The 19,762-nt window shown below is 68.9% G+C and carries 14 protein-coding genes and 1 pseudogene; 8 read left to right on the forward strand and 7 right to left on the reverse strand.

The features are described 5' to 3' along the window. Nucleotides 1-46: 46 nt before the first annotated feature. Nucleotides 47-1,327: a cytochrome c gene (locus DIE22_RS30715; RefSeq protein WP_124606786.1), complete on the forward strand. Its 1,281-nt coding sequence runs from the start codon at nt 47-49 to the stop codon at nt 1,325-1,327. Then, a complete protein-coding gene (locus DIE22_RS30720; protein ID WP_124501211.1) occupies nt 1,324-1,827 on the forward strand; it encodes a (2Fe-2S)-binding protein in 504 nt (167 codons plus the stop codon). The genes DIE22_RS30715 and DIE22_RS30720 overlap by 4 nt, the downstream gene beginning before the upstream one ends. Before the next feature lie 15 nt (nt 1,828-1,842). Here the strand turns inward: DIE22_RS30720 and DIE22_RS30725 are convergent, their stop codons facing one another. Continuing rightward, nucleotides 1,843-2,895 carry an RNA-guided endonuclease TnpB family protein gene (locus DIE22_RS30725; RefSeq protein WP_124501212.1) on the reverse strand — a complete coding sequence of 351 codons (1,053 nt, stop codon included), beginning with the start codon at nt 2,893-2,895 and terminating at the stop codon, nt 1,843-1,845. Nucleotides 2,896-3,014: 119 nt separating this feature from the next. Here DIE22_RS30725 and DIE22_RS30730 point away from each other — a divergent pair, with 119 nt between their 5' ends. From DIE22_RS30730 to DIE22_RS30745, 4 genes are all read left to right on the forward strand, one after another. After that, nucleotides 3,015-5,276 carry a molybdopterin cofactor-binding domain-containing protein gene (locus DIE22_RS30730; protein ID WP_124606787.1) on the forward strand — a complete coding sequence of 754 codons (2,262 nt, stop codon included), beginning with the start codon at nt 3,015-3,017 and terminating at the stop codon, nt 5,274-5,276. Nucleotides 5,277-5,346: 70 nt separating this feature from the next. Next, the gene (locus DIE22_RS30735; protein ID WP_124606788.1) at nt 5,347-6,264 is read left to right on the forward strand and encodes a LysR family transcriptional regulator; all 918 of its coding nucleotides are present in this window, start codon (nt 5,347-5,349) and stop codon (nt 6,262-6,264) included. A gap of 329 nt (nt 6,265-6,593) precedes the next feature. Continuing rightward, on the forward strand, nt 6,594-7,811 hold the full coding sequence (locus tag DIE22_RS30740) for an MFS transporter (RefSeq protein ID WP_124606789.1): 1,218 nt from the start codon (nt 6,594-6,596) through the stop codon (nt 7,809-7,811). 152 nt (nt 7,812-7,963) lie between these two features. After that, nucleotides 7,964-9,076, forward strand: coding sequence for an alkene reductase (locus tag DIE22_RS30745; protein ID WP_124606790.1), 1,113 nt, complete (start codon nt 7,964-7,966; stop codon nt 9,074-9,076). 88 nt (nt 9,077-9,164) lie between these two features. Here DIE22_RS30745 and DIE22_RS30750 read toward each other — a convergent pair whose 3' ends face one another. The 3 genes from DIE22_RS30750 to DIE22_RS30760 form a co-directional block, all read right to left on the reverse strand. Then, the gene (locus tag DIE22_RS30750) at nt 9,165-9,836 is read right to left on the reverse strand and encodes a phosphohydrolase (RefSeq protein ID WP_124501217.1); all 672 of its coding nucleotides are present in this window, start codon (nt 9,834-9,836) and stop codon (nt 9,165-9,167) included. 95 nt (nt 9,837-9,931) lie between these two features. Further along, nucleotides 9,932-11,788: an amidohydrolase gene (locus DIE22_RS30755; protein WP_124606791.1), complete on the reverse strand. Its 1,857-nt coding sequence runs from the start codon at nt 11,786-11,788 to the stop codon at nt 9,932-9,934. 157 nt (nt 11,789-11,945) lie between these two features. Beyond that, entirely contained in the window at nt 11,946-14,744 is a 2,799-nt protein-coding gene (locus DIE22_RS30760; protein WP_124606792.1) for a winged helix-turn-helix domain-containing protein, read from the reverse strand. Nucleotides 14,745-15,142: 398 nt separating this feature from the next. On the opposite strand from DIE22_RS30760, the gene DIE22_RS30765 reads away from it, so the two are divergent. Continuing rightward, a complete protein-coding gene (locus DIE22_RS30765; protein ID WP_124606793.1) occupies nt 15,143-16,051 on the forward strand; it encodes an AraC family transcriptional regulator in 909 nt (302 codons plus the stop codon). A 28-nt stretch (nt 16,052-16,079) separates the two neighbouring features. Here the strand turns inward: DIE22_RS30765 and DIE22_RS39005 are convergent. After that, nucleotides 16,080-16,223 (reverse strand): annotated as a pseudogene (locus DIE22_RS39005) (MBL fold metallo-hydrolase); the annotation flags it as partial. Between the two features lie 212 nt (nt 16,224-16,435). Between DIE22_RS39005 and DIE22_RS30775 the strand changes: the two are divergent. Continuing rightward, a complete protein-coding gene (locus DIE22_RS30775; protein ID WP_124501221.1) occupies nt 16,436-17,341 on the forward strand; it encodes a LysR family transcriptional regulator in 906 nt (301 codons plus the stop codon). A gap of 18 nt (nt 17,342-17,359) precedes the next feature. On the opposite strand, the gene DIE22_RS30780 is transcribed toward DIE22_RS30775, so the two are convergent. Both DIE22_RS30780 and DIE22_RS30785 read right to left on the reverse strand, forming a co-directional pair. Further along, a complete protein-coding gene (locus DIE22_RS30780; RefSeq protein ID WP_124501222.1) occupies nt 17,360-18,817 on the reverse strand; it encodes an alginate export family protein in 1,458 nt (485 codons plus the stop codon). Then, nucleotides 18,817-19,746 carry a glyoxalase gene (locus DIE22_RS30785; protein ID WP_124501223.1) on the reverse strand — a complete coding sequence of 310 codons (930 nt, stop codon included), beginning with the start codon at nt 19,744-19,746 and terminating at the stop codon, nt 18,817-18,819. The genes DIE22_RS30780 and DIE22_RS30785 overlap by 1 nt, the downstream gene beginning before the upstream one ends. Between the last annotated feature and the right edge of the window lie 16 nt (nt 19,747-19,762).

Genomic DNA, 19,762 nt, shown 5'->3' on the forward strand with positions numbered 1-19,762 from the left:
GCGCGCGTCGAATCGAGCACGAGCGGCCGATTCGCGTGGAGCGCGCATGAAGCACACACGACTCTGGTTCGGTTTGGCTGGCGTCGCGATCGTCGGCCTCGCGGTCGCGGCCGCGATCATGGTCCGGCCGTCGATCGCGCCGATCGACCCGCCCGAGCGCGCGTCGTTCGATCCGCAACTCGTGCGGGCCGGCGCGCGCGTGGTCGCGCTCGGCGATTGCGTCGTCTGCCATACGGCGAAGGACGGCAAGCCGTTCGCCGGCGGGCTGCCGCTCGCGACGCCGTTCGGCACGATCTACGCGACCAACATCACGCCGGACGCCGATACCGGCATCGGCCGCTGGTCGCGCGACGCGTTCGCGCGCGCGCTGCGCAGCGGGATCGCCCGCGACGGTCATCCGCTCTACCCGGCCTTCCCGTACCTTCATTTCACGCGCATGTCCGACGACGACATCGCGGCCGCGTATGCGTACCTGATGACGCGCGAGCCGGTTCAAGCGAACACGCCGAAGAACGACCTGATCTTCCCGCTCAACTTCCGCCCGCTGGTCGCGTTCTGGAACGTCCTGTTCCTGCGCGAGGGGGCGTACGCGCCGGACCCGTCGCAATCCGCGCAGTGGAATCGCGGCAAGGCGCTCGTCGACGGTCTCGGCCACTGCGCGTCCTGTCATTCGCCGCTGAACGCGATCGGCGGCGAACAGGCGGGCAAGGCCTTCGACGGCGGCATCGTCGACGGCTGGGAAGCGCCGCCGCTCAATACGCTCGGCCACGCGGCACGACCGTGGACGCAGGCGCAACTGGTGACGTACCTGCGCACCGGCCGCGCGAGCGAGCACGGCGCGGCCGCCGGACCGATGCTGCCCGTCACGCGCGATCTCGCGACCGTGCCCGCGGACGACGTCGAGGCAATCGCCACGTACATCCTGTCGATCCAGAAACCGGGCGGCCCGCGGACCGCCGCGGTCGACGCCGCGCGGGCGCCCGCGACGCCCGCCGGACAACGCGGCGCGGTTCTGTTCCAGGCATCGTGCGCGCAGTGCCACGGGCCGGCGGCGCCGATGCAGTCGATCGGCGAGCGGCCGACACTCGCGTTCAGCACGGCGGTCGCCGCGGACACGCCGCGCAATGCGATCCAGATGATGTTCAACGGCATCGGCTGGCATGGCGAGGACACGCTGAACTACATGCCGTCGTTCATCGACCCGTACGACGACCGCCAGATCGCGGACCTCGCCGCCTATATCCGCGAAGCGTACTCGGATCGCCCCGCGTGGAACGGCATCGAAGCCATGGCGGCGCAGCTCAGAAAAGAGGACAGCACGCGATGATCACCCTCACCGTCAATGGCGCGCGGCACACGCTCGACATCGATCCGTCCACGCCGCTCCTCTATGCGCTGCGCAACGATCTGCACCTGCACGGCGCGAAGTTCGGCTGCGGCCTCGGACAATGCGGCGCATGCACCGTGATCGTCGACGACAAGCCGATGTTCTCGTGCCTGATCCCGGTCTCCGCGGTCGGCGCGCGCAGAGTCAGAACCCTCGAGAGCCTCGGCACCGCCGAGCGGCCGGGCAAGCTTCAGCAGGCGTTCATCGATCACCAGGCGGCGCAGTGCGGCTATTGCATCGCGGGCATGATCATGCGCGCGCAAGCGCTGCTCGAACGCAATCCGAAACCGACCGAACGCGAACTGCGTACCCACATGGAACCGAATCTGTGCCGTTGCGGCACCCACCTGCGGATCCTGGCGGCCGTGCGCCAGGTCGCGGGCCTGCCGGATCCGCAGCCGGCCGGCGCGCCGGTCACGATCAGCAAGGGGCTCTGTTGACGTCCTCCTCCGCGCCTAAATTCGGAGGATTCCCACACCTGGCGATGCACGTCCGCATCGGAGAATGTTCAGCGCAGCATTGGTATCACGATCATGCACGACACCACAGCTACTGCACTTCCATTCCCTTATTCGCAGTCCCGCGATACCTTTCGGCCGCGTCGTGCTGTCTTTCGACCCGCACGCCGAACAGGACTGGGTGGAACCGCTTTCGTCGACTTCCTCGAACGTGGCTCCGTGCGCGATCGCCTTGTAACGGAGCTTGTCCCGAAAGGACGACCAGGATGCGTCGTAGACGCTCTTCGCCATCCTGGATCTGGCGAGCTTCGCGGCCGACACGTTGCCGACCGCGATGTAATCGAAGCGACGGACCAGATTGAGCGCGAGCTTGTGTTGGAAATCGGCACGGGCATTCGCGACCTTGGCGTGCAGCTTCGCGATATGTCGCTTGTGCTTGCGCGCCCGTTGCGCTTTCGCGAGCTTCTCGGCCGCGCGTCGGCCGAGTTGGTCATTAGGCAGCTTCTCGCCCGTCGAAAGTGTGGCGAAGTCTTTCAGGCCGAGATCGATACCGACACCCGAACGGATCGGGTGAGCCTGAACATCGGGCATCTCGATCACGATGTTGAGAAACCAGTTGCCCCGTGCGTCTTGCGCAAAGCTGGTCCCGTCCTTGATCTTTCCGTCGGGAAGCGGTCGGCTATTGAATACGCGAAAGGTGTTGCCGGCAAAGCGAAACGCATCGCCCTCGCGCTTCAGGTCTCGGCCCTTCAGCGGCACCCAGCCAAGCGATTTCCTGCCGCGATAGCGCAGGTAAGGGCGTCGATGCTGGCTGCGCGACTTCGCGTATTGCTCGCACGTGGCGTTGACCGTGCCGGAGTGAATGCCGAGCGCCTTGCTGCTGCCGGTCGTCAGCACGTTCAAGTCGAAACCCGTCGGCCATTTCTTGCGCCACTTGAGAGCGTGCTTCTGCGTGTCGTTGCAGAAGTTCCAGACGTAGTTCACCGCGCGGCTCTGCTTGTTAAGCAGTCCGTTGAGCGACTTCACCCGGTAGCGGTAGACAAGGATCATGCTGGTGATCCTAACCCGTGGAAGAAGCTGCCTGTCAACAGCACGCCTTTCCTTCCCGCCATTCGCCCCGAAGGAAGTCCCCTTGGGGGAAATGGCGGGGTTTCTCGGAGCAAATTCTGATGAATGCACCCGACGACATCGACGAAGGCCGCCGGCACTTCATGGTTTCCGGCGCGCTGTTCGTCGCGTTCAGTCTTGCGCCGGCCGCTCGCGCCGCCGCCGAGGTCGTGATCGCGGACGAAGGCGCGGCCGTCCATGTATCCAAAACTACCGAAACGCTGGCCGGCAGCCTGAAGACCAATCCGATGCTGGATGCATGGATCAGGATCGCGCCCGACGGCAAGGTCACCGTGTTCACGGGCAAGGTCGAGCTCGGCACCGGCGTGCGCACCGCGTTGCTGCAGGTGGCGGCCGAGGAGCTGAACATGAAGCCCGCGCTGATCACGTTCCTGACCGCCGACACCGGCGCATCGCCGGACGAGGGCCTGACCGCCGGCAGCCACACGATGGCGGACAGCGGCTCCGCGCTGCTGAACGCCGCCGCGCAGGTGCGCGGGCTGCTGGTCGACGGCGCGGCGAAGCAGTTCGGCGTCGATCCGCGCACGCTCACGGTCGCCGACGCGGTCATCAAGGCGCCGGACGGCCGCACGATGCGCTATGGCGATGCGGTGCGCATCGTCGACCTGCATCGCAACGCGACGCCGACGTCGCCGCTGAAGAACCCAGCGACGTTCGCCGTGATCGGCACGTCGCTGCCGCGTGTCGACATTCCGAACAAGGTCACGGGCGGCGTCAGCTACGTGCAGGACATGGCGCTGCCCGGCATGCTGCATGCGCGCGTCGTGATGCCGCCGGTGTACGACGCGAAGCTGCAGTCGTTCGACGAAGCCGCGATCCTGAAGATGCCGGGTGTCGTGCGGATCGTGCGCAACGGCAGCCTGCTTGCCGTCGTCGCACAGGGCGAATGGCAGGCGGTCGTCGCGCAGCGCGCGCTGGCGGCCGGCAGCCGCTGGTCGGCGGGCCGCCCGTTGCCGGATCGCGCGACGGTCCATGAAGACCTGAAGCGCATCGCCACGCAGGACATCGAGATCGCCAGCACGCATGCGGCCACCGCGCCCGCGACGAAAACGCTGAGCGCCACGTTCCGCAAGAACTACCTGCTGCACGGCTCGATCGGGCCGTCCTGTTCGGTCGCGCATCTCGAGAACGGCACGCTGACCGTGTGGACCCACTCGCAAGGCGTCTACCCGCTGCGCGACGCGCTCGCCGAGATGCTGTCGATGCCGAAGGCGGCGATCCGCTGCATTCACACCGAGGGCGCCGGCTGCTACGGGCACAACGGCGCGGACGACGCCGCCGCGCATGCGGCGCTGATCGCGGCCGCGATGCCCGGCAAGCCGATCCGCGTCCAGTGGATGCGCGAACAGGAGCACACGTGGGACCACTTCACGCCGGCCATGGTCACCGAAATCAGCGCGTCGCTCGACGCCGGCGGCCGTATCGTCGACTGGCAGTACGCGCTGTGGAGCAGCTCGCACAACGAACGCATCGTCAACGCCGGCAGGCTGCTGCCTGCGCGAATGCTCGAGCCGCCGTTCGTCCCCGCGCCGTCGACGCCGATGCTGCAGCCCGAGGGCGGCGGGGATCGCAATGCGATCCCGCTGTATGCCCTCCCGAACATGCACATCGTCAACCACTTCTCGCCGACGATGCCGCTGCAGACGTCGGCCATGCGCTCGCTCGGCGCCCATACGAACGTCTGGTCGATCGAAAGCTTCATGGACGAGCTCGCGCACGCGGCCGGCATCGATCCCGTCGAATTCCGGCTGCGCCACATGCAGGACCACCGCGCGCGCCAGGTGATCCAGCTCGCCGCGGCCAAATTCGGCTGGCCCCGCCCGCCGCGCGAACGCAACCGCGGCGTGGGCTTCGCGTTCGGCAAGTACAAGAACCTGATGGCCTACGTCGCGATCGCGGTCGAGATTTCGGTGGTGCCGGAAACGGGCCAGGTGACGCTCGATCGCGCGGAAGTCGCGGTCGACGCGGGCCAGGTCGTGTCGCCGGACGGCATCCGCAACCAGATCGAGGGCGGCATCGTGCAGGCCGCCAGCTGGACGCTGTACGAGGCGCTCCAATACGACACGCAGCGCATCCGCAGCTTCGACTGGAGCAGCTATCCGATCCTGCGTTTCCAGGCGGCGCCGCAAAGCGTGAAGGTGCACCTGATCAACCGCCCCGGCGCACCGTTTCTCGGCGCGGCCGAAGCGTCCATGGGGCCGACCGCCGGCGCGCTCGCCAACGCGATCTTCGACGCGACCGGCCAGCGCCCTCGTGAAATGCCGTTCGCCGGTGAAGGGCTCAGGAAACGCATCGACGCATAGCGTCGTCGCACCACCGATCGCGCCGGCACGAACCGGCGCCGACACTCGACAGGCTGGAGATTGCTGAACGATGGATACCTTGCTTTCGATGCGCGTGTTTACGCGCATCGTCGAAACGGGCAGTTTCACGCGCGCGTCGGATACGACCGGGCTCACCACACCGCGCGTGTCCGCCCTGCTGAGCACGCTCGAACAGCACCTCGGCTGCCGGCTGCTGAACCGCACGACCCGCCGCATCTCGCTGACCGAGGACGGGCAGGCTTACTACGAACGCTGCGTCGGGGTGCTGCGCGAAATCGACGACATGGAGGCGGCGGTATCGCAGGCGCGCAACGTGCCGCGCGGCCGCCTGAAAGTGAACCTGCCGCCGGCCATGGCCAAGCAGATCATGGTGCCGGCGCTGCCCGCGTTTCTCGCCGCCCATCCGAACATCTCGATCGAACTCGGCGTGACCGATCGCCAGATCGACCTCGTCGGCGAGGGCGTCGATTGCGTGGTGCGCGTCGGCGCGCTCGACGACTCGGGCATGATCGCGAAACGGATCGGCAGCCTGACCACCTGCACGTGCGCGGCCCCCGCGTATCTCGATCGATGCGGCGCGCCCGAGACGGTCGACGATCTCGCGCAGCATGTCGCGGTCAGTCACATCTCGGCCGACACCGGCCGGCCGCGGCCGTGGGACTACGTCGTCGACGGCGAAACGCGCATCGTGCAGCTGTGCGGCACGGTCGCGGTCAACGACGCCGATACCTACATCGAATGCGGCGTCGCCGGCATCGGCCTGATCAAGACGTCGCTGTACCTGGTCGAGCCGTATCTGAAATCGGGACGGTTGCGCGAGGTGCTGACCGATTTCAACACCCCGCCCCGGCCGATCTCGATCCTGTATCCGCCCAATCGGCATACGCCCGTCAAGCTCAAGATCTTCGTCGACTGGCTCGCGAGCCTGTTCGCGCAGATTCCGACACTGCAGGGCGAGCGCGGCTGAACGCTGCCGCCGGCTGCCCTGCCCGGACGCGCGCCGCGCGCCGCGCGCCCCAACCGTTTTCACGTCCTCGACACCGCGTGCGCCGCCGGCCGGCCTTGCGAGCGTCGGCATGCGGCGCCGCCGGCCCCGCCGGCCGGCGCCGTCGTTGCGCGCGGGCCATGCGCCCTTTTGCGCGGCACGCAATGCTCGATTGCGCGGCGGACGTATTCCGTTGTCGTCGATCGATCAATAGTCTTGACGGCATTGCGGCGTGCCCCGCTCGCCGCTGGCGGAATCGCAATGCATCGCCCGGCAAGCGGGCGCCCGACATCTCGTTCAAGGAGTCGACCATGTCAACGGAATCCACCCCGCACGCGGCCCCCGGGCAGGCGGCCAGGCTCACGCAGGGCCTCATCCTGCTGTTCGCGTTCAGTTGCGGCGCGATCGTCGCGAACCTGTACTACGCGCAACCGATCACCGAGCTCATCGCGCCCGGGCTGCACATGTCCGGCGCGACGGCGAGCCTCATCGTGTCGCTGACGCAGATCGGCTACGCGCTCGGCCTGTTCTTCATCGTGCCGCTCGGCGACCTGGTCGAGAACCGCAAGCTGATGATCGTCACGGCCGTGATCTCGATCGCGAGCCTCGCGGCGGCCGCGGTGACCCGGACGCCCGGCCTGTTCCTCGCGATCTCGCTGCTGATCGGCTTCAGTTCGGTCGCCGTCCAGATCCTGGTGCCGCTCGCCGCGCACCTCGCGCCGGATCATTCGCGCGGCCGGGTGGTCGGCACGATCATGAGCGGGCTGCTGCTCGGCATCCTGCTCGCGCGCCCGCTGTCGAGCGTGGTGGCCGACGCATTCGGCTGGCGCTTCGTGTTCGCGGCCGCCGCGGTGCTGATGACGCTCGTGACGGCCGTGCTCGCGCTGACGATTCCGTCGCGCCGGCCCGAGCATCGCGCGACGTATTTCGCGCTGATCGGCTCGCTGCTGCATCTCGTTCGCACGATGCCGGTGCTGCGCCATCGCGCGTTGTACCAGGGCCTGATGTTCGCGTCGTTCAGCCTGTTCTGGACGGCCGTGCCGGTCGAGCTGACGCGTCACTACGGCCTGTCGCAATCCGCCATCGGGCTGTTCGCGCTCGTCGGCGCGATCGGCGCGACGTCGGCGCCGGTCGCCGGCCGCCTCGCGGATGCCGGCCATACCGTGCGCGCGACGCTGATCGCGCTGGTCGCCGGCGCACTGTCGTACGCGGTCGCGCTGATTCACGGCGTTGGCCTGTACGGCCTCGTCGTCACGGGCATCGTGCTCGATTTCGCGGTGCAGATGAACATGGTGCTGGGCCAGCGCGAGATCTACGCGCTGGACGCGACGAGCCGCAACCGCCTGAACGCGCTGTACATGACCAGCATCTTCGTCGGCGGCGCCATCGGCTCCGCGCTCGCGAGTCCGCTGTACGAGCACGGCGGCTGGCCGCTGGTCGCCGCGTTCGCCGGTGCGTTCCCGATCGTCGCGCTCGCGCACTACCTCGTCATCGGGCGGCCGCACGCGCAACGCCACGCACGCGCCTGAACCGATCCCGACCGCCGGTTCGCGCACGGATGCCGCCCGGGTCGTTCGCGCGCCGGAACGTTGCCGGCATGTCAGCCCGGCTTTCCGCAGGGCCCGCCGTTCGCCTCGGGGCGACGGCGGCTGCACCCTGCTCCACGCACAAGGAATCCACCATGTCTTCCCTGCTCAGCACCTACGATCTGCGCGGCCTGCCGCTGCCCAACCGAGTCGTGATGGGGCCGATGACGCGTTCGCGCGCACCGGCGCGCGGCCAGCCGACCGGGCTCATGGCCGAGTACTACGCACAGCGCGCGTCCGCCGGCCTGATCGTCACCGAGGCGACCAACGTCAGCCACGCGTCCGCGGCGTTCGAACTCACACCCGGGCTCGTCACCGACGCGCAGGCGGCCGGCTGGAGGCAGGTCACGGACGCGGTCCATGCGAACGGCGGCCGCATCTTCGCGCAGCTGTGGCACGGCGGCCGCGTCAGCTCGCTGACGCTGCTCGGCGGCAACGCGCCGCTGTCGCCGTCCGGCATCAACGACGACCTCGAGCATCTGCAGGTGTGGGCGCAGTTGCAGAACGGCTACTACACGAAGATTCACGCGACACCGTCGCGCGCGATGACGACGGACGAAGTCGCCGCGACGGTCGATGAATTCCGCCGCGCGGCCGCCCGCGCGATGGCGGCCGGCTTCGACGGTGTCGAGATCCACGCGGCCAACGGCTACCTGCCGCACCAGTTCCTGTCGTCGACACTGAACCGCCGCGACGACCGCTACGGCGGCTCGCTCGCGAACCGCGCGCGCTTCCTCGAGGAGATCGTCGACGCGGTCGGCGGCGTGATGCCGCTTGGCCGCGTGGGCGTGCGCATCTCGCCGTACGCGGAATACAACAACGTGCGCGACGCGGATCCGGATGCAACGTACGCGTACGTCAACCGCATGCTGGACGAAGCGGGTGTCGCCTACCTGCATGCGGCGGACACCAACGGCTGGAGCGGCGAGCCCGACCTGCCGCGCATCGTCGAGCACACGCGCAAGACGTTCGGCGGCACGCTGATCGTCAACGGCGGCATCGCGCCGGACGCCGCGAACGCGCTGATCGATGCGGGCGACGCCGATCTCGTCGCATTCGCGCGCGCCTACATCGCCAACCCGGATCTCGTCGAACGCATCGCCATGCACGCGCCGCTCGCCGCGCCGAGGTCGATCGGCTGGTATGGCGGCGGCCGCGCGGGATACGTCGACTACGCGCGGCACGGCGCGGCGGAACCGGCCGCCTGAACCCGGCGGCGAGGCGGCGGCCCGGCGCAATGCCCGTCGGGCCAGACGGGCTGCGGCGGAAGCCGGCCGTCGCTTCGCAACGGTTCCCTCAGGCGTCGTTCCAGCGCGCACCCAGCACGCGTCCGCAGAAGTTCGGGCGACGAAAATCCGGGTCGGCCCGCTCGAGCACGTCGGCGCTCCATGTGCCGAACGTCGACGCCGGCCGGTGCGCGACCCCGCGCGCGACCGCGTCGAGGAACGCGGCGCCGAACCCGTCACCGCGCGGGTACGCGGCGAGCAGCGCGCGGCGCTCGTCGGCGGAATGCGCGTCGAAGTCCGCGGCCATCAGGTCCGTCGAGACCGCGGACGACAGCGCACGCGCCAGCGGCGACACGCGTGCGGCGACGCCGGGCGTCGTATGCAGCGCGATTGCGCGCCATACGTCGTCGCACACGTGCGGCGGCGACCGGTGCCGCAGCAGGAACGCGTGCGCGGCATCGGCGCTGTCGAGTTCGTAGCGCGCGCTCGAGCGGCAATACGCGGTACTCAAGCCCATGTTCGCGTACATCGCGGCCACGTACAGCGCCTCGGCATCGCACGTCTCGCGCGCACGGCGCGCGGCGAGCGAGGCGAGGACGAACACCCGGCAAGCGTGATCGGCGATCACGCGCGGCAATGACGCGCGCGCTGCTTCGGCGGCCTCGATCGCGACCGGCGTCCTCGGAATGCGGACGCCCGCGACTTCGTCATCGGCCGGTGCGCACGTGTGCGCAGAGCTCATTTCGTCTCCTTCTGCCCCATGCCGGGGCCGGAAAGTTGTTTATTCTTCGCTCGGCACGCGTCGAGGTGGCCGCCGCACGTGCCGACATCCATGACCTAACAGGCCGCACCGAGGCAACCGATCGCGTTGCACGGCTCGACGCGTTCCGTTGCGGCTGCACGCGGGCGCCGCGCGAATCCGGCATCGCGGCCGGCGCCGGCCGCGACGCGCGGCTGTGCCGACGCGGCCGGACGCGCCCCGCCGGTGCCGCCGAACTCGGCCACGGGCGACCACGCGGGACTCACCGGCAGCGGCGGCGGCGCCAGCGGCGCGAATTCGCCGTCCGCGTGCACGACCTTGCCGTCGACGATCGTCAGGACCGACGACAGGTGCTTGATGCGCGACTCGTCGATCGTGAAGTAATCGTCCGTCAGCACGGCGAAGTCCGCGTACCGGCCGGGTACCAGCGCGCCCTTGCGGTCGTCTTCGTTCGAGAACCACGCACTGCCGACCGTATAGCGGCGCAGCGCCTCCATGCGGCTCAGCCGGTTGCCTTCCGGATAAAGCACGGTGCCGCCGACCGTGCGCCCGGACACCATCCAGTACAGCGACACGAACGGGTTGTAGCTCGCGATGCGTGTCGCATCGGAGCCGGCGCCGACCGGCAGGCCGGCCGCCAGCATCGCGCGGATCGGCGGCGTGCGCGTGGCGGCTTGCGCGCCATAGCGCGCGATGAAGTACTCGCCCTGAAACGCCATCCGGTGCTGGACCGTCACGCCGCCGCCGAGCGCCGCGATGCGCGCGATGTTCGCATCCGAAATCGTCTCGCAATGATCGAAGAACCAGCGCAGGCCGTCGAACGGAACGTCGCGGTTCACGGCTTCGAGCACGTTCAGGAAGCGGTCGATCGATTCGTCGTACGTCGCGTGCAGCCTGAACGGCCAGCGGTGCCTGACCAGCAGCCGGACGACCGCGCTCAGTTCCGCCTCGAGCACGTCGGGCAGGTCCGGGCGCGGTTCGAGGAAATTGCCGAAATCGGCTGCGGCATACACCAGCAGTTCGCCGGCGCCGTTCATCCGCAGGAACGCGTCGCCGTCGCCGGGCTTCGCCAGCGTCATCCAGCGCGCGTAGTCGTCGACTTCGCGCCCCGCATGCTGCACGAACAGGCTGTACGCGATGCGCACCGTCATTTCCCCGCGCTCGGCAAGCGTCATGATCGCGGCGTAATCGTCCGGATAGGCCTGGCAATCGCCGCCGGCGTCGATCGCGCTGGTCACGCCGAGGCGGTTCAGTTCGCGCATGAAGTGCCGCATCGAGTTCATCTGCGCGTCGAAGCCGAGCTTGGGGCCCTTCTCGAGCGCCGCATGCAGGACGGCCAGGTCCGGGCGCGCGATCAGCATGCCGGTCGGCCTGCCGGCACGATCGCGCTGGATCTCGCCGCCGGGTGGATCGGACGTGTCGCGGCCATAGCCGATCGCGCGCAGCGCGGCCGCGTTCAGCAGCGCGCTGTCGCCCAGGTGCATCACGAAGACCGGCGTGTCGGGCGCGATCGTGTTGAGTTCGGCCACCGTCGGCCCGCGCTTTTCCTCGAACTGGAATTCCGTCCAGCCGCCGACCACGCGCACCCACTGCGGCGCGGGCGTGCGCAGCACCTGGCGACGCAGCATGCAGAGCGCCTCGGCCAGCGTCGACACGCCGTCCCAGCGCAGCTCCAGGTTGAAATTCAGGCCGCCGCGGATCGCGTGCAAGTGCGAATCGTTCAGCCCCGGGATCACGGTGCGGCCGTTCAGGTCGATGTGAAGCGTGTCGTCGCGCGCATGGCGCATGACCTCGTGTCCGCTGCCGGCCGCGAGAATCCGTCCGTCCTTCACGGCGAGCGCGGTCACGAACGACTGCGTGTCGTCCTGCGTCGCGATCTTGCCGTTGTAGACGATGAGGTCCGCCGACTCCGCGGATTGCGTCGCCCTAAGCACCGTCAGCCTCCCCGCTCGCGCCGCAGGCCGGCATGCGGCCGCACGCGGCATGCCTGCGGTTTGACGTTACACGGACCATCCACCCTCCCTTGAATGTTGAACGACCGGACGGCCGGCCGCGGTGCGCGGGCGTATCCCGTGCGGTTCGCGCGCGCCGTCATGCCGCCGATTGCATCGTATCCGCCATCTCGTGCCGCGTGCGCGCATCGCCCGCCGGCTGCATCGTCTCCTGGCGGATGAAGCTCTGCACCCGCGCCAGGCGGCGCACGTCGAACGCGCGCGATTGCGGATCGACGGGCCCGGACAGGTTGGCCACCAGCGACGACGCCTGCCCGATATGCCCGCGCTCGATCAGATGATCGGCGAGATCGAGCGTGCCGCGCAGCGCCCACATGGCCGCGCCCTGCCCGTTCGCGGCCTGGATCGCCATCAGCAGATGCCGGTGCCCGTCCGCTTCGCACGCGATCGCGCGCTCCGCGTCGGCCGTGCGTGCCCGTTCGAGCATCACCCGCCCCCTGGCACGCAGCAGTTCCGGCACGAACAGATGCTCGCCTCGCGCGCGGCAGCACGCGAGCGTCGCGTCGAGCTTCGCGCGGGCCTCGTCAGCACGGCCCGTGCGCGTCAGCCCTTCCGCGTACGCGACCACCAGCGGCGCGAGCAGGCGCCGGAATCCGCTCGCCTCGATGCGTCGCAGCGCGGGCTCGAGCCGCGCCAATCCGGCGCCGGGATGGCCGGCCTGCATGTCGAACTGTCCCGCGAGACATTCCGCGTGGCTGAGCCAGATGTCGAACCCGTTCGCCTCGGCGGCCGATCGCAGCGCCGCGAGATAGTCGGAGGTCACGTCGTGATCGCCATACCGCAACGCGATCGGCACCGCCGCGGCGCCGAGCACGATGCACAACGCCAGCGCCGACCCGCTGCGGCGCGCGGCTTCGACCGCCTGCGCACCGAGCCGCATCGCATGCTCCTGATCGCCCTGCATCCAGACGAGCCGCGCGAGCATCGTCCGGCCGAGCGTCGCGACGTCGACGCCGAGCGCCGCTACCGCGCAAGGCGGTTCGCCGGCTTCGGCCAGCTCGGCCGTTGCCGCCTCCAGCCGCTCGCGCGCCTGCGCGTGCTCGCCGAAGTAATGCAGCGAAGTCGCGACCATCGCGTTCGCCAGCACCCGTTGCGATCGGTCGCCGCGCCGCTCGGCGGCCCGCTCGAAGCGCATCGCATAGCGCAGCGATTCGTGAATGTCGGCGTGCGTCAGCATCGTGTTCCACAGCCCGGCCAGCGCGCACGCGTCGAATGCGTCGTCGCCGACCCGCCCGGCGAGACCGAGCGTGCGCTCCCACATCGCCGCGACCGTGGGCGTATCGCCGTCCGTATGCAACAGCGCCGACGCGTAGGCGGCGCGCAATCGCATCTCGGCCGCAGCATCGACGGCCCCGGGCGCGTCGGCGTCGATTGCCTCGAGCGCCAATGCGTCGGCTTCCGGGACGCGCGGCTCGAGCGCCGCGGGCGCGGGCTCGGGCGCGCTGGCCAGGCGCGCGGCTTGCGCGCGCGCTTCCGCTTGCGCGTGTTCATGGCGCGCATGACGCTCGGCAATGCGTTCGAACTCGCCCTCGTCATGCAATTTCTCGAGTGCGTACGCGCGCGTCGATTCGGTCAGGCGGTAGCGCGCCTGCGCGCCGTTGAACTCGACGGTCACCAGCGACTTGGCGACCAGTTCGCCGAGCACCGCGGTCATGTCGGCGGCGGACATGCCGGGATCCATCGCGACTTCGCGGGCGGCATCGAACGTGAACGGGCCGACGAAGCACGCCATCCGGCGAAACAGCGAACGCGCGGCCGGATCCAGCAACACGTAGCTCCAGTCGAACGTCGCGCGCAGCGTCTGATGGCGCGGCAGCGCGGAACGCAGCCCGCCCGTCAGCAGGTTCAGCCGGTCGTCGAGACGCGACGCGACGACCTCGAGCCCGAGCGTCGCCACGCGCGCGGCAGCCAGTTCGATGGCGAGCGGAAGCCCGTCGAGCCGCCGGCAGATATCGCCGATCAGCCTGATACCGGCCGCGTCGACCACGCAATCGGGCGTGGCCGCGCGCATGCGCGCCAGAAACAGCTCGACGGCCGCGTGACGCGCGATCTCGTCGACCGTTGCAGCGCCGTCGGGCACCGCCAGCGGACTCACGCGGAACACGGCTTCGATCGAGATATGAAGGGGTTCGCGACTCGTCACGAGCACCCGCAGCGGCGCGGCACGCGCCGTCAGCGACTCGACGAGGTCGGCCACCAGGTCGACGACGTGCTCCGCGTTGTCGAGCACGAGCAGGCTGCGCGCAACGGCGAATGCCTCGCCGATCCGGTCGACGGCCGGCACGCCGGCCGTCTCGAGCCCCAGTTCGGCGGCAATCGCGAGCAGCACGTCGTCGCGCGACGTGGCGCGCGCCAGTTCCACGAACAGCACGCGCTCGCCGGCCCCGCTGCGCAGCGCATGCGCAACCCGGTCGGCCAGGCTCGTCTTGCCGATGCCGCCCGCGCCGACGAGCGTGACGACCGGCACACGGTCGATCATGTCGACGATCTGCTCGATCTCGGCCCGGCGTCCGACGAACGGGGCCGGGTGTGCCGCCTCGGCGTCCGGTGCCGCGGCGGCCGGGCGCGGCGCCACCGCGTGCGCGACCGGCGGATTCGCGATCAGCAGGTACCCGCGGCCCGGGACGGTCTTGATCAGGTCGCGGCTCGCGCCGAGCGCCTTGCGCAACGTCGCGACATGCACCTGCAGCCGGTTTTCCTCGACGATCAGGCCGGGCCAGACGGCATCCATGATGTCGTCCTTCGACACGACGGAACCGTTGGCGCGATGCAGTACCTCAAGTATGTCGAGCGCGCGCGCGCCGATACGCAGCGATGCACCGTGACTGCGAATGTCGCGCTGCTCGAAATCCACCGATAAAGCCCCGATCCGGATCATGGCTGCCTCCAGGTTCCCCACGATGACCGCCCTGTGAACGCAGCAGATCACCAGACGGGAGTCCGCACCCGGCCTGCCCTTCAGGGCGGGTTCAAAGTCTCGAAAAAGTGGGCCGAGTGTAAACGCGGCATTGGCAAAAATCTTGAAGGAAAATGCGCTGATGCCCCGCGCCGGCGGCCACGGCCCGACAAGCGCAGCGCGAATGCGAATCGGGCGATATCATTCGGCATGGCGTGTTTGCGTGCCGGTCGGGCCCCGGCACCGCGCTCAGCGGTCCGCTGCAAGCATTTCGTCAAGCTGCGGACATTTGTTCAAGTTATCTTCGGCCTGGCTGGCCCGCTTCAAGTACCGGACGCAAGGATGCTCGCCCGCCGCCCGACTCCGAAGGATTTTCCGACATGCCCAACCCCCTCGCCGCGCCACCGGCGGCACCGCCGAAAGACACGCTCGGATGCATCTCGAGCCTGCTGTCCAAGGATATTGAAAGGTCCGCGGGCGGCCTGACGCTCCACCGCAAATGCATGCGCGGCGAACAATTCGAGCGCATCGAGATGGCAGCCAGCGATCGCGGCTTCCTGGTCGGCGTGTCGCTGAATGGCGGTCACCGGCGAACGATCTACCGCGGGTCCGGCCAATCCGAGCGGTGGTTTCAGCACAATTCCATCTATGTTCGCGACTTTTCGCGGAATTTCCGCGCCGATCTGTACGGCAAGTTCGATTTCGTCCTCGTCGAGCTGTCGCATCGCTACCTGGACGACCTCGGCCGCGAGCACGACGGCATCGAAATCGGCGGCCTGAGCTGTGCGCCCGACGTGCAGGACGCGGTGCTGGGCCACCTCGCGCACGCGGTCGCCGACAGCCTCGACGGGCCCGGCGCGCTGAACGCGTTGTTCGTCGAGCAGACGGGGCTCGCGATCGGCACCCATCTGGCCCGCCGTTACGGCAATGCGCGCGCGCGCGACCTGCAGCGCAAGGGCGTCCTGTCGCCGGCCAAGGTCGCGCTCGCCAAGGAGTTGCTGATGGAGAAGGCGAACCTCGGCGTGTCGATCGAGGAAGTCGCGAACGAGTGCGATCTGTCGCGCGGCTATTTCATCCGTGCGTTCTCGCGGACGACCGGGCGCACACCGCATCAATGGCTGCTCGAACAGCGCGTGCTCCACGCCCGCCAGCTGATCGAGACGACCGACATGACGCTCGCGGAAATCGCGGTCGTCTGCGGCTTCGCGGACCAGAGCCACCTGAACCGCATCTTCGCGCGCATCGTCGGCCATCCGCCCGGCGCATGGCGGCGCGGCATGTCGCGTTGAACCGCCGCGCCGAAGGCCTGTTCACCCGCTATTGCAGCGGCGTCGCGTTGTAGTTGACCGGCACCCGGTCGTACCGTTCGCCGTCTTTTCGCCAGTGCCCGAGCCCGGGAAACGCGATGTGCGCGGCCCCAACCCGATACCGCCTGTCCGCCACGCGCTCGAAGGCGTCGCGCGCGCACATCAGTTGAAGCTCTTCATGTCCGATTCCGGTTTGCCTATCGACGTCATGCCGTGACGCCGCGCTTGCCCGTCAGGATCCGGAATAATCCTGAGCGACACATGAATCGTTCTGAAGGCGGCGCCCGGTGCGATCCATGCCGTCGGCCGGGAGATAGAATTCAAACGGCATGCAACGCATCGTTGCGACACGCACAAGACGACGACATGGACAAGTTCTCCGCGCTGCGCGCGTTCGTGGAAGTAGCGGAAGCCGGCGGCTTCTCCCGCGCGGGGCGGCGCCTCGATCTCGCGGCTTCGTCGGTGGTGCGTGCGGTGGACGCGCTCGAGGCGTCGCTCGGCACCGTGCTGCTGAACCGCACGACGCGACAGGTCACGCTATCCGATGCCGGCTCCGTCTACTACGCACGGGCGAAGCGGCTGCTGGAGGAACTCGCGGAGGCCGACGCACTCGTCGCCGATCGCGGTGACGAGCCGTCCGGACCACTGCGCGTGTCCGTGCCGGTCGCGTACGGGGTGCGTCGCATCGCACCGCACGTCGCCGCGTTCCTCGCGCGCTACCCGAAGCTCGACGTGGATCTGCAACTCACCGACGAACGCGTCGATCTCGTCGCCGGCCGGATCGACGTCGCGATCCGGCTCGGCGACGCGGCGCCGTCCGCGGAGGTCGTCGCGCGCCCGCTCGGCACGTTCCAGCGGTACGTCGTCGCGAGCCACGACTATCTCGATGCGCACGGCACGCCGTCGGCACCGGGCGAGCTGGTCGATCACGCGTGCCTGCGCTTTCATTTCGGCGGCGACCAGCAGGCCTGGTCGTTCGCCGATGCGCACGGCGCGACGAAGGTGCTCGTCGCCGGGCGATTCAAATCGAACCACAGCGAAGTGTTGCGCGAGGCCGCACTCGGCGGCGCCGGCATCGCGCTGCTGCCCGACTGGCTCGTCGGCGCCGACGTTCAGTCGGGCCGCTTGCGCAGGCTCTTCGAGCAGTACGACGTCACGCCCGATACGGCCCGCTCGGTCGTCACCGCGCTCTACCTGCCGAATCAGCGAGGCTCGACGCGCGTCACGGCGTTCATGGATTTCGTCGAAGCGCTGGCTCGCGCGCCGCACTGAATCGCACGGCGCGCCGCGTTACCAGCCGAACTTGGCTTCCATGCCGACGTAGTCGGCATTGCGCGCGCCGAGCGCGCGAATCGAGTCGGCAATCTGGAAGTGCACGGCCTCGACGGCCAGCGCCACGTTCGCATTCACGAGCCAGTCCACGCGCGCCTGCGCATACATGCCCGTCCACGCGCCGCCCTTGCCTGCCGTGCCGGGCACGACCGACATCCCCTGTCCGTAGATCGCGTCGGCCGTCGTCGCGCGCCACTGGAAACCGACCGCGGTCAGCACCGTCACGTTGCTGGCCGGCTTGAACGTCAGCGACGGCTTCACGTGAATCAGGTTGCTGTAGCCCGTGTAGCCGGCAAGCGTGAAGTAGTAGCCGTTCGGGAACAGCGGGTTGAAGGTGCCCATGCGCCCGTCGCCGGGATGCGTGTCGCCCGACGCGCCGTCGACCTGAATGCCGATGCGCGGCGTGCCCGGCGTCTGCGTGAACGTGTAGCCGCCCAGCGTGCCGAACGCCCATGCACCGATCGTGTCCGGTCCGATGTGCCCCGTCTGCAGCATCACCTCGGCGTCCCAGTCCAGCCGCCCCGACTTGCCCGCGTAGCGCATGTCGAATACGTCGCGCCGTTCGGTGCCGGCCCCGGCGAGATAGCGTGCGTTATCGCGCGTATAACGCGACCAGTAGGCCGACAGGTCGCCGGGCCCCGTGCCGGATCGCTCGACGCGCACGCCGTCGAATCTCAGGTGACGGTTCGACACGTCGTCGAACACCGCGTCGTTGCGATATTGCACCGGGCGCGTCACATAGCCGATCAGCCGCCATTTGCCGATTTCGTAATCGGCCCACAGTGCGTCGAATGCCTGACGCACGTTGGGCCCGTCGCGCACCGACACGAACCGCTGCAAGTCGAACGCCATCTCCTGCCGGCCGATGCGGGTCTTGAACGTGCCGCCGCCCAGCTGGTCGACATACGCGACGAACGCCTGCTCGATGTCGAGCCGGTTGCGATCGACCGTCCCGACCGTATCCTTGCCGAACGGCCGCGCATCCTCGAGCTGGAAAAACGCCTGGAAATGCCCGGCAACGCGCAGGTCCGCGTGCACGTTCGCGCGCTGGATCACGTAATTGTCGTCGTGCGCGGCGCCGAGCCCGAACAGCGGTGCGTTGTTCAGCTCGAAGCGCTCGCGCAGGTTCGCGCCGAGCGACAGGTACGTCGACGGGTCGCCGCCCAGCGGGATGTACTTTAGCGCGTCGAGCGGCTTGCGCGGCACGCACGGATTCGCCAGCACCGACCAGTCTTCCTGCCAGCGGTTGAACAGCACGGTGGGCCGCTTCGCGGTACACGCCGTGCCGTCGGCCGAGGCCGGCGCCGACGACGCGTCGGCGCCCGCCGCGGTACCGGCATACGTCGCGGCGCCCGCCGCCAGCATGGCGGCCGGCAGCATGCCCCGCCACGCGCGTTGCCTCGACCGGTGTCCCATCACTTCGACCGCGCGTGGATCTCGGCGACATAGCCGCCCGGGAACTGCACGAGCGCGGCGTCGCGGCCGTCCGACGTGAAGGTCGGCACGAGCACGGTCACGCCGGCCGCCTGCGCCTGCTTCAGCGTCGTGGCGAGATCGGACACTTCGTAGCCCGTCATCTCGCGGCCGAACGGGTAAGGCAGATGGCCGTCCGTCGCGAGCACGGTCATCTTGCCGAAGCCCGATTCGATGCGGATGCGGCGGTACGTATCGTTCGGCCGGCCAATCTCGACGCCCGGCGCGCGGCGCACGTCCGACACGACCTTGCCGCGCGAGAACGCGACGAAATCGTGCACCAGCTTGTTCGCGCTTTCCGGCGACACGTACACGCGGTTTTCCGGCACCGTCTGCAGCGCGTCGTAATGCGGCGCTTCGGTATGCCAGTACAGTTGCATGTTCACGCCGCCGGGCCAGCGGACGATCGCGTCGCGGCCGATCGGGTCCGGGAACGTGTCGACGATCACGTCGGCGCCATGCGCACGCGCCGATTTCACGGCGACGTCCATGTCGGTGACGAGATAGCCGGTGCGCTCGTCACAGAACGGATACGGAATCGGCGTCTTGAAGCCGAACACCGAAACCGTGCCGACCGGCGTGAGCACGAGCTGCGACATCGTCTGGCTCGGCGTCGGCGTGACCTGGAACACGCCCTGCTTCGACTTCTTGCCGCCGAACGTCGCGACGAAGCTGTCGGTAAAGCGGTCGAAATCTTCCGGGGCGACGCAGACGTGCGTCGTATCGTATTGCGGGCCGACCGCGACGGCCGGTACCCGCCCGGACGCGGAATCGACCAGGCGCGTCGTATCGGCATGGGCCGGCGCGCTCGCCAGCAATGCGCCGAACACGGCGGTCGTCAGCAATACCTGTCGCAACTTCGGGGCAATCATCGAGTTCTCCTTGAGC

The sequence above is a fragment of the Burkholderia sp. Bp9142 genome (assembly GCF_003853415.1).
Lineage (GTDB): Bacteria > Pseudomonadota > Gammaproteobacteria > Burkholderiales > Burkholderiaceae > Burkholderia.